General features: G+C 69.3%; 7 protein-coding genes. 5 read left to right on the top strand and 2 right to left on the bottom strand.

Going from position 1 to position 11,386, the window contains the following annotated elements:
• Nucleotides 1-143: 143 nt before the first annotated feature.
• From ACFWPJ_RS13340 to ACFWPJ_RS13360, 5 genes are all read left to right on the top strand, one after another.
• Complete coding sequence (locus ACFWPJ_RS13340) at nucleotides 144-629, top strand: Lrp/AsnC family transcriptional regulator (protein ID WP_378850605.1); 486 nt, start codon at nucleotides 144-146, stop codon at nucleotides 627-629.
• 198 nt (nucleotides 630-827) lie between these two features.
• The gene (locus ACFWPJ_RS13345) at nucleotides 828-4,307 is read left to right on the top strand and encodes an indolepyruvate ferredoxin oxidoreductase family protein (RefSeq protein ID WP_378850608.1); all 3,480 of its coding nucleotides are present in this window, start codon (nucleotides 828-830) and stop codon (nucleotides 4,305-4,307) included.
• 279 nt (nucleotides 4,308-4,586) lie between these two features.
• Nucleotides 4,587-5,666 (top strand): Glu/Leu/Phe/Val dehydrogenase dimerization domain-containing protein, encoded by a 1,080-nt coding sequence (locus ACFWPJ_RS13350; RefSeq protein ID WP_378850611.1) that lies wholly within the window; start codon nucleotides 4,587-4,589, stop codon nucleotides 5,664-5,666.
• Between the two features lie 30 nt (nucleotides 5,667-5,696).
• Entirely contained in the window at nucleotides 5,697-7,307 is a 1,611-nt protein-coding gene (locus ACFWPJ_RS13355) for an APC family permease (RefSeq protein WP_378850614.1), read from the top strand.
• Nucleotides 7,308-7,354: 47 nt separating this feature from the next.
• Nucleotides 7,355-8,206: a 3-hydroxybutyryl-CoA dehydrogenase gene (locus ACFWPJ_RS13360; protein WP_378850617.1), complete on the top strand. Its 852-nt coding sequence runs from the start codon at nucleotides 7,355-7,357 to the stop codon at nucleotides 8,204-8,206.
• Nucleotides 8,207-8,251: 45 nt separating this feature from the next.
• Here ACFWPJ_RS13360 and ACFWPJ_RS13365 read toward each other — a convergent pair whose 3' ends face one another.
• Together ACFWPJ_RS13365 and ACFWPJ_RS13370 are read right to left on the bottom strand one after the other, a co-directional pair.
• On the bottom strand, nucleotides 8,252-8,959 hold the full coding sequence (locus ACFWPJ_RS13365; RefSeq protein ID WP_378850620.1) for a hypothetical protein: 708 nt from the start codon (nucleotides 8,957-8,959) through the stop codon (nucleotides 8,252-8,254).
• A 126-nt stretch (nucleotides 8,960-9,085) separates the two neighbouring features.
• Entirely contained in the window at nucleotides 9,086-11,335 is a 2,250-nt protein-coding gene (locus ACFWPJ_RS13370) for a thioester reductase domain-containing protein (RefSeq protein WP_378850622.1), read from the bottom strand.
• Between the last annotated feature and the right edge of the window lie 51 nt (nucleotides 11,336-11,386).

Consider the following 11,386-nt stretch of genomic DNA (forward strand, 5'->3'; position numbering starts at 1 on the left):
GCGCAACCGACAAGGGGCCCATGTAAATCTCCGGATAGATCGCGACGACGAGGGAAAACTACCTGTAACCCCCTGTATCACCTTATCGGTTCCCGCAGAGCTTCCTCCGAGCGGGGCCGGTTTCCGCCGTGCCACAATGCGGCATGACCATCAAGTTCGATGCTCTCGACGCCGCGTTGCTGGCCGAACTGGCGCGCGACCCGCGTGCGCCGATTCTCGAGCTGGCACAGCGGCTCGGCATCGCCCGCAACACGGTGCAGGCGCGGATGAAGCGGCTGGAATCCACGGGCGCGGTGCGCGGCTATCCGCCCGATATCGATGTGCAGGCGATCGGCTTCGCCGTGCACGCGTTCCTCGGCATCGAACTCGATCAGAACAAGATGGATCCGATCATCGAGACACTGCGCGACTTCCCGCACGTGCTCGAGGTGCACGCCACCACCGGTCGCGCCGATCTACTGGTCCGCATCGCCGCGCGATCGCAGCAGGATCTGCTGGAAATCATCCAGCGGGTGCATGCCATCGACGGCGTGAATCACACCGAGACGATGCTCGCGCTGGCCACTCCGATCAAGTATCGGAGCCTGCCGCTGGTCGACCATCTGACCAAGCGGACGAACCAGCCGTGATGTGACGTAGGTCTCTCCACCTCGAGCAGATTGACACATCCATCCCAGTGGCGCAGATCACTTTTGAGCAGACTGATCAACTTTTCGACTGACTGTTGACACCGATTACCCCTCCACGGCACATTTCGCAGCACCGATAGCAAGTTCCTTCGTTGCGCAGCTCACGATCTGGGTTGTGGAAAGTGTGGTGAGGCGTCTATGACCACCGTCGTCTGTCCGACCGCCCGGCCGCAGGCCGAGCCTGCCGCGCCCTACGACCTCGCCGATCGCTATCGCTCCGGGGCCGGTCCGGTCCTGCTCACCGGCGTGCAGGCCATTGCCCGGTTGTTCGTGGAACAGCATGTGCGCGATATCCGCGCCGGGCGACGGGTCGCGACATTCGTGTCCGGATATCAGGGCAGCCCGCTGGGCGCGGTGGACAAGATGCTGCTCGGCATGCCGGACGTGCTCACCGAACACGACATCACCTTCGTTCCCGGATTCAACGAGGAGCTGGCCGCCACCTCGGTGTGGGGCAGCCAGGCCGACCTGCCCGCCGGGCGGGCGACCCACGACGGTGTGGTCGGCGTCTGGTACGGCAAGGGGCCGGGTGTGGACCGCGCGACCGATGCCATCCGCCACGCCAACATGTACGGCGTGAACCCGCGCGGCGGCGTCCTGCTGCTGGTCGGTGACGATCCGGCGTCGAAGTCGTCGACGGTGCCCGCCGTCAGCGAGCGTTCGCTGGCCGCGATGGGCGTGCCGGTGCTGTTTCCGCGCAACGCCGAGGAGATCATCACCCTCGGGATGCAGGGCATCGCGATGTCGCGGGCTTCGGGCTGCGTGGTGGCGTTGAAGATCGTCGCCGATGTCGCCGACGGGGCGTGGACGGTCGACGCGGACGTGGCCGATCTCGCCGTCACGGTGCCCGAAGTGCAGTGGGAGGGAAAGCCTTTCACCTATCGGCAACGTCCGATGGCGGCGCCGACCGACAGCGTGCTCGCCGAGGCCGACCTCTACGGGCCGCGCTGGGCGACCGTGCAGGCCTTCTCGGCGGCCAACGCCCTCGACACCATCGAGGTGGATCCGGCCGAGGCGAAGGTGGGCATCGCGGCCACCGGGACCACCTTCGACGCGGTCCGCCAGGCACTGCTCGACCTTGGCGTCGACGAGGCGGCCATGCACCGGGCCGGAATCCGGCTGCTGCGCATCGGCATGCCCTATCCCGTCGGCGCGGCCGCAGTCACCGAGTTCGCCCGCGGTCTCGACGAGCTGATCGTGGTGGAGGACAAGACCGCGTTCATCGAGACCCAGATCCGCGAGATCCTCTATGGCGCCCCGGACGCACCGCGCGTGCTTGGTAAGCAGGATGAGCGCGGCGCGCGGTTGATGCCGGTTGACGGCGAACTCACCGCGGGCCGGCTGCTGGCCCCGCTGCGCCGGGTGCTGCGTGGCCGAGTGGAGCTGAAAAGGGCGGCGCCCCCGGCACTTCCGCTGGAGGTCCTCTCCGCCAAGCGGACGCCCTACTTCTGCAGCGGCTGCCCGCACAACCGCTCCACCGCGCTGCCCGACGGCTCGATCGGCGGCGGCGGTATCGGCTGCCACACCCTGGTGACGATGTCGGGCCGCGCCGACAGCGCGGTCACCGGGCTGACCCAAATGGGCGGCGAGGGCAGCCAGTGGATCGGCCAGGCGCCGTTCACCGACGTGCCGCACCTGTTCCAGAACATCGGCGACGGCACGTTCTTCCATTCCGGCCAGCTGGCCGTGCAAGCCTGCGTCGCGGCCGGGGTGAACATCACCTACAAGCTGCTGTGGAACGAGGTCGTCGCGATGACCGGCGCCCAGGACGTGGAGGGCGGGCTCACCGTCGCGCAGCTGACCCACAAGCTCACCGTCGAGGGCGTCCGCAAGATCATCATCTGCGCCGACGAACCGAAGCGTCACAACAAGCGGGCGCTGGCCAAGGGCACGCTGCTGTGGCATCGTGACCGGCTCGACGAGGCGCAGCGGCTGCTGCGCGAGGTCGAGGGCGTCACCGTACTGATCTACGACCAGCACTGCGCCGCCGATGCGCGCAGGCAGCGCAAGCGCGGCGCGCTGCCGGTCCGCAACACCCGGGTGGTGATCAACGAGGCCGTCTGCGAAGGCTGCGGCGACTGCGGCACCAAGTCGAACTGCCTGTCCGTGCAGCCCGTCGACACCGAGTTCGGGCGCAAGACCCGCATCGATCAGACCTCGTGCAATACCGACTACAGCTGCCTGGACGGCGACTGCCCGTCGTTCGTCACGGTGGAAGTGGTCCCGGACAAGGACAAGCGAAACACCAAGCACCGCAAGGCCGTCGAGCCGCCCGTGGTCGCCGACCCCGGCGCCGACGCACCGCAGCGGACGCAGAACGTGCTGATCGCGGGCATCGGCGGCACCGGCATCGTGACGGTGAATCAGGTCCTGGCCACCGCTGCCCTGCGGGCCGGATACGAGGTCGAGAGCCTGGATCAGATCGGCCTGAGCCAGAAGGCCGGGCCGGTGGTGTCCCACCTGCGGTTCTCCACAACGGAATTGGAGCCGTCGAACCGGCTCACCCCGGGCAGCGCGGACTGCCTGCTCGCCGTCGATCTGCTCACCGCGACCGATCCCCGCTCTCTCCAGTACGGCGACGCGGCAAGCACCGTGGCGGTGGCCTCGACAAGCGAGACCCCGACCGGCGACATGGTCTACAACAAGTCGGTGAGCCATCCCGCCGCCGAGACGCTGCTGGATCGGCTTGCGACGGTGACGAATTCGATCAGCCACTTCGACGCACTCGCGGCAGCGCGGACCCTGTTCGGCAACACCGCGGCGGCCAACTTCCTGATCGTCGGCGCTGCCGTCCAGTCCGGTGGGCTGCGACTGCCCGTCGCGGCGATCGAGGAGGCCATCGGCATCAACGGCGTCGCGGTGGACGCGACGATCGCGGCCTTCCGCTGGGGGCGCGTCGCCGTCGCGGATCCGGCGGCGTTCGCCGCGGCTGTCGATGAGGGGCAGCCACGGCGGACCCCGCCGGTTGTCCCTGCGGAAGTGCTGGCGCACACCAGCTTCGAGGGCGAGGTGCGGCGGCTCGTGGAACTGCGGGCGGCCGAGCTGGTCGGCTACCAGAACGCGAGGGTGGCCCGGCGGTATGTCGAGACCGTCGAACGCGCCTGGTCGGCGGAGCGGGCCGTCACCGAGCAGACCGACTTCAGCGAAGCGGTGGCGCGGGGGCTGTACAAGTTCACCGCCTACAAGGACGAGTACGAGGTGGCACGGCTGCTGGTCGATCCCGCCTTCCTCGCCGAGGTGCAGGCCCAGGTGCCGGGCGGCGAGAAGCTCACCTACAAGCTGCATCCCCCGGCTCTGCGCGCGATGGGCCGGCACAAGAAGATCGGGCTCGCACCGAAATCGCATGTGGCGCTGAAGGTTCTCGCGAAGGGCAAGTTCTTTCGCGGCACCCGGCTCGATCCCTTCGGCTACGCCCACGTGCGCAAGATCGAGCGGGAACTGCTGGCCCACTACACCGCCATGGTGGCTCGCCTGGCGAGCGACCTGGCCCCGGAGAACTACGACACGGCCACCGCGGCCGCCGCTCTTCCCGATGTCGTGCGCGGCTACGAGGACGTCAAGCTCGGCAATGTCGAGCTGTACCGCGCCGGACTCCGAGAGCTCGGCATCGACCACTGACAAGGGACGCGCCGGCGCCGCACCCCGCGGCGCCACAGCATCCCCCGCGAACCCGCGGCACCACAACACCGCTGCACCCGCACAACACCGCGAACCTGCGGCGCCGCCAAACCACCCGGAGCAGCGGCACCACATCCGCCGCACACCCTCGCCGCCGCACGCGGCACGACAACGCCGCCGCGCCCGCGGCACGACAACACCGCCGCGAACCCGCGGCACCACACACCGCCGCACCGAGGGCACGACCCGTGGTGGGCGGCAACAGGAAAGGAATCGACAGTGACCGTTGTGCACACCGAGGCAGGAGTCTTCGGCCGATCGCACGAGTTGAGCGCCCGCGCCCATGAGCAGGTGGTGTACTGCGAGGACGACAGGTCCGGGCTGAAGGCGATCATCGCGATCCACTCGACGGCGCTCGGCCCTGCTCTCGGCGGGACTCGCTTCTACCCGTACGCCGACGAGTCCGCGGCCTTGCAGGACGTGCTGCGACTGTCGTGGGGCATGACCTACAAGGCGGCGGCCGCGGGCGTCGACCTCGGTGGCGGCAAAGCGGTGATCATCGGTGATCCGGCGACCATGAAGAGCGAAGAACTGCTCGCCGCCTACGCGCGCTTCGTCGAGACGCTCGGCGGGCGCTACATCACCGCCGGCGATGTGGGCACCAACACCGACGACCTGGATGTCATCGGCAAGCACACCCGCTACGTCACCGGCCGCAGCGTCGCCGCCGGCGGCAGCGGTGACAGCGCCCGGCTGACCGCGCTCGGCGTGTTCCACGCGATGCGGGCGGGCGCCGAATCCGTGTGGGGCGCACCCACACTGGCCGGTCGCACGGTCGGCGTCGAGGGTGTCGGCAAGGTCGGCCGCGAGCTCACCGCCCTGCTGCTGGCCGATGGCGCCGAGGTCTGCGTCACGGATGTGAACGAGGCGGCGCTGCGGCGCATCGCCGCGGAACAGCCCGCGGTGCGGCTGCTGTCCGCGGTGTCGACCGCGCCGGTCGACGTATACGCCCCGTGCGCGATGGGTGCCACGCTCACCGCGTCGAGCGCGGCGACGATCGAGGCCAAGCTGATCTGCGGCGCGGCCAACAACCAGCTCGCCACTCCCGATATCGAACAGGCGCTGACCGATCGCGGCATCACCTGGGTGCCCGATTTCGTCGCCAACGGCGGCGGACTCATCCAGGTGGCGGGCGAGCTGCGCGCCGCCGCCCCCGCCGAGGTGGAAGCCGAGGTCGCCGACATCTACCCCCGCTGCCGCGAGATCATCGCCGCCGCCAAGGCCGAGGGCATCGGAACCGGTGCAGCCGCAAACCGATTCGCCGAGCGCCGTCTCGACGCCATCCCCCGGTCGCTCTGAGCGCGCCCGAGTTTCGAAGAGGAGACCACAGTGGCGATCACGAGCGGCCTGTTCCGCACGAAATCGGTCGAGCAGTCGATCCGGGATACCGATGACCCCGATTCCAAGCTCCGCAAGGATCTGACGGCGAAAGACCTCACGATCTTCGGTGTCGCGGTGGTGATCGGCGCGGGCATCTTCACCCTCACCGCACGCACCGCGGGCACGGTGGCGGGGCCGGCGGTCTCGCTCGCCTTCGTCTTCGCGGCGATCGCGTGCGGGCTGACGGCCCTGTGCTACGCGGAGTTCGCCTCCACCGTTCCGGTGGCGGGCAGCGCGTATACCTTCGCCTACGCCACCTTCGGTGAGGTGATCGCCTGGATCATCGGCTGGGATCTGATCCTGGAATTCGCGCTCGCGGTGTCCGTGGTCGCCAAGGGGTGGTCGCAGTATCTGGGCAATGTGCTCGGGTCGTCGGCGCCGGTGATCCACTTCGGCTCGGTGACCTTCGACTGGGGCGCGGTCGTGATCATCGCGGTGGTCGGTGTGCTGCTGGCGACCGGGACCAAGCTGTCGTCGCGGGTCTCGGCCATCGCCGTCGCGATCAAGCTGGGGGTGATCGCGCTGGTGCTGGTGGTCGGCGCGACCTACTTCAAGCCGTCGAACCTGACGCCCTACATTCCGCCGGCGGAAGCGTCGGAGAAAGCCGAAGGGCTGCGGCAGTCGCTGTTCGCCTTCGTGACCGGATCCGGTGGCACCAGCTTCGGCTGGTACGGGCTGCTCGCCGCGGCCAGCCTGGTGTTCTTCGCCTTCATCGGCTTCGACGTGGTCGCCACCACCGCCGAGGAGACGCGCAACCCGCAGCGCGACATCCCGCGCGGCATCCTGGGATCGCTGGCCATCGTGACCGTGCTCTACATCGCGGTCTCGCTGATCCTCACCGGCATGGTGTCCTACACCCAGCTCGCCGACGGCAACGCCACCCTCGCCACGGCATTCGCCATCCACGGCGCGACCTGGGTGAAGAACATCATCGCCATCGGCGCCCTCGCCGGTCTGTCGACGGTGGTCATGGTGATGTTCCTCGGTCAGACGCGGGTGCTGTTCGCGATGGCCCGTGACGGGCTGCTGCCGCGCGGCCTCGCCCAGACCGGCAAGAAGGGCACGCCGGTCCGGCTGACCGTCATCGTCGGCGTGGTCTGCGCCCTGCTGGCCGGTTTCGTCGACTTCGGCACGCTCGAGGAAATGGTCAATATCGGCACCCTGGTCGCCTTCGTGCTGGTGTCGGTCGGCGTGCTGGTGCTGCGCCGGACCCGCCCCGATCTGCCGCGCGGCTTCCGCGTCCCGTTCGTCCCGGTGGTCCCCATCCTCGGCGCGCTGGCGTGCCTGTGGCTGATGGTCAACCTCTCGATCGAGACCTGGCTGCGGTTCGTGATCTGGATGGCCCTCGGTGTCATCGTCTACTTCGCCTACGGCCGCAGGCACTCGCTCCTCGGTCGCGACCGACGGCAACCTGACGAGCCGGAGTTGACGCCGGTCCGAGAGCCGAAACCCGCTCGGCCGCCACCCCGGCACCCGCGAGGAGGTGGCGGCCCAGTCGTCGTTCGGGCCCATCGGCCTGCGCTATCGACAGCCTGTGGCACTGAGTGCCAGGTCGGGTGAAATAATCCCCGGGACAGCCAGGGCAATGCGATGTTGGGAGTTCTGCAGTGGAGTTGATCGGAGTGATCGGTGGCGGCACCATGGGTGCCGGCATCGCGGAGGTTTGTGCCAAGGCGGGTAGCTCGGTGCTCGTGCTCGAGACCAAGCAGGAGTTCGCCGACGCCGCGCAGCAGCGCATCGCGACCTCGATCAGCCGGGGCGTCGCCCGCGGCAAGATCACCCAGGAAGAGGCCGACGCCGCCATCGCGCGCGTGCGGGTCACCCTGGACATGGACGAGTTCGCCGACCGCGACCTGGTCATCGAGGCCGCCCCGGAGATCGAGTCGCTGAAGTACGAGATCTTCGGCAAGCTCGACAAGATCGTGAAGCCGGAAGGCATTCTCGCCACCAACACCTCCTCGATCCCGGTGATCAAGGTGGCCGGTGCCACCGAGCGTCCCGAGCGGGTCGTCGGCGTGCACTTCTTCAACCCCGTGCCGGTGATGCCGCTGGTCGAGATCATCTCGACCCTGGTGACCGCGCCGGAAGCGGCCGCCGCCGTCACCGACTACGCCAAGAACACCCTGGGCAAGATGACCGTGCAGGCCGGCGACCGCTCCGGCTTCATCGTCAACGCGCTGCTCATCCCGTACCTGTGCTCGGCGATCCGGATGCTCGAGTCGGGCTACGCCACCGCCGAGGACATCGACGCGGCCATGAAGGGCGGCTGCGGCTACCCGATGGGCCCGCTGACCCTCCTGGACACCGTCGGCCTCGACATCGCGCTGGCCGCCTCGGAGTCGCTGTACGCCGAGTTCGCCGAGCCGCACCTCGCCCCGCCCGCGCTGCTGCGCCGGATGGTGGACGCGGGTCGCCTCGGCCGCAAGTCCGGTCGCGGGTTCTACGACTACGCGAGCTGATCGCCGTGACCCGCAGGAGCACCGCTCCTGCGGGTCGGCCCGGCCTCAGGGTGCGGGTGCCTGCGCCGCTTCGATGCCGCCGACGACAGCGCCGACGCCCGCGCCGACCGCGGCGAACGGCGCCACCACCATGCCCACGGCGAGGGTGGCGGCGATGATGGGCATGAAGACGAGCCCGGCGGGCGCGAAGGGGAGTGCGACCACGAGGCCGACGGCCACGCCGATGATCGCGGCGGCCACGGCGATCGGACTGGCCACGATCGCACCGACCGCCGCACCCTGCGCGGCCTTGCCGAACACGTTGGCGGCTATCTGATCGGATCGGGCGGGTTCGAACCCCTGCCCGTCCAGCATCCGCGCCAGCGCGGTCTCCGCACCGCCGAGTGTGTCGTTGAACTGGCCGACCACCTCGGGCGGGATGAAGTCCGGTCTACCGACCTGCACATTGCCGATCCGCAGCACATCGGTCGGCGCGGGAACGGGCACCGCGATCGGATCCGCTGTGCCGCCGGGTTCGCCCACCGGGACCGGCAGGCTCGGCACTGGGATAGAAGCGAGCCCGACATGATTCAGGTCGAGGACCAGGTCCTGCGCCGTGGCGACGACATCCGGGGCCGCAGGCTCAGCGCCTGGCGGAGTCTCGGCCAGTGCCGGGGCGCTCGCGGCGAACACCGCGAGGCCGAGAATGCCCGCGACGAGCGTCTTGCGCAGTGAGCGGGACCGAACCTGAACTCCACACCGCTGTGTGCCCATATGTCGAACCTTCCTATCAAATGCTGCGGAAGAGAGACTCCTTCGCATCTGATTCGGAACCACCGGGTGGATGGATGTGAAATGGTTCGCCGCATGTTCGCGGGAGCATGGCTCCCGCGAGACATGTCAGGCCGGGGTGAGCTGCCCGGCGCCCGGGGCAGGGAAGAAACCGACCTCGATGTAGTGATCGAAGTAGCGGCTGATGACGGCGGCGTCGACCGCAGGGAATTCGATAGGCAGGCCGCGGTAGGGCTCCGCGGGTGCGGCCGACTCCACCGCGCTCAGGACCGTCGCCGGGGTCGCCTGGGCGATAGCTGCGGCGTAGTTGCCGCTCAACGCGGACGCGCGGGCCAGGATCGGGTCGGCGTCCACGCGCTCGGCGGCCGTGGTGAGGGCCAGGCCGAATTCCATCGGGTCGATGAAGTCGAATCGGTACTCGCGCCGCAGGATTTCCGCGTAGACCACCTGCAGCGGCACCTCGGCACCCGCCACCCGGTAGATGGTGCCGATCGCGGCGGCATCGCGCGACTGACGGACGATGCCCGCCGCGACATGATCGACCGGCGCCATCTCGACACCGATCGCCCGTACATCGACGGCGACGCCGAGCACCAGCATGGCGCGCACCATGGTCCACCAGGCGTCCTCGGCCGGAGCGACGCCGGTGCGGGAGTCACCGGTGATCAAGCCGGGACGGTAGACGGCGATGGGGATTCCCCGCTCGATCGCGGTGTGCACCAGCTGCTCGGACACCCACTTGGTCATCGCGTAACCGGGCAGACCGCCCGGGACACCACTGTCCTGCGGGATACCGGCCAGCACGGACAACGTCGAGACGTAGTGGATCGGCTTGACCCGGGTGGTGGTGGCCAGCCGCAGCACCTCGGTGGTGCCACCGACATTGGCGTCGCGCATCCGGCCGTACGGTTCGAGGTGGTTGACCAGCGCGCCGTTGTGATAGATCGCGTCGATCCGGGCGGCCAGCTCGGCGAAGCGCAGCGGATCGATGCCGAGGTTCGGGCGCGCGAGATCGCCTGGCACGCCGACGATCCGGTCGAGGTACGGGGTCACGTCGATGCTGTGCTTCGCGGCGGTCGCGACGACCCGGTCCACCGCGCTCGCGTCGTCGGTGGCACGGACCAGGCAGTGGATGGTGGCGCCGGTCTGCGCGAGCAGTTCGCGCAGCAGGAAGCTGCCGAGGAAGCCGGTGGCGCCGGTGAGCAGGATCGTGGCGGGGTCGCCGGCGCGCTGGGGTGCGCAGCCGGTGAGGTCGATCGCGGGGTCGAGGATCGCGTCGACGGCCGGGTCGGGGCCGGCGGCCGAGGCCGATGACTCGTCGCGCACGGCCAGTGCCAGGTCGCTGACCAGCGGATAGCTGAACAGCAGGCGCAGCGGCACTTCGATGTCGAGGCGTTCGGCGAGCGCGGCGCGGACCCGGATCGCCGACAGGGAGGTACCGCCGAGGACGAAGAAGTCGTCGTCGCGGCCGACCCGGTCCAGATCGATGATCTGCGCGAACACCTCGGCCACGATCTGCTCGTCCGCGGTGACGGGAGCCTGGTACTCGCGGATCTCCACGGCGGGGGCGGGCAGCGCCTTGCGGTCGAGCTTGCCGGTCGCGCCGAGCGGGAACTCGTCGAGCACCAGCAGCCGGTGCGGAATCATGTACGGCGGCAACAGGGTTCGGATCACCGCCTGCACATCGGCGACATCGACGGTCCGGTCTGCCGCCGGGGTGACGTAGCCGACGAGCTGTTCGTGGTGCACCGCCACCGCGGCGCCCGCGACGGCCGGGTGCGTGCGCAAGGCGGCCTCGATCTCGCCGGGTTCGATGCGCAGGCCGTGCAGTTTGAGCTGAACGTCGGTGCGGCCCAGGTAGGTCAGGTCACCCGAGGGCAGTCTGCGGACCAGGTCGCCGGTGCGGTACATGCGCTCGCCGACGGGACCGTACGGATCGGCGACGAAGCGTTCGGTCGTCTTGTCCGGGCTGCCGAGGTAGCCGCGGGCCAGCTGCGCGCCGGCCAGGTACAGCTCGCCGGGCGTGCCGACGGGCACCGGCTGCAGCCGGGCGTCGAGGACATACGCGCGAGAGTTCCAGTGCGGCTTGCCGATCGGGACGATCCCGTCGCCGATCTCGGTCACATCGGCGGCGGTGATGGACACCGTGGCCTCGGTCGGGCCGTACAGGTTGTGCAGCCTGCCCGCGGAGGCGGTGGTGAAGCGGGCGATCGTCGCGTTGGGCAGCGCCTCACCGCCGACCCACAGCGCGCGGACCGAGCGCAGGGCGCCCGCGGGCGCGGCTTCGAGCAGCATCTGGAGCACCGAGGGCACGATGGTCGTGCTGGTAACCCCGTGCCGGGCACCTATATCTGCCAGTTATGCAGGGTGGGTGTGACAGTGAGAGGCGGGCACTATAATTTGAGCGCC

This window comes from Nocardia sp. NPDC058497 (assembly GCF_042720195.1).
GTDB lineage: Bacteria > Actinomycetota > Actinomycetes > Mycobacteriales > Mycobacteriaceae > Nocardia.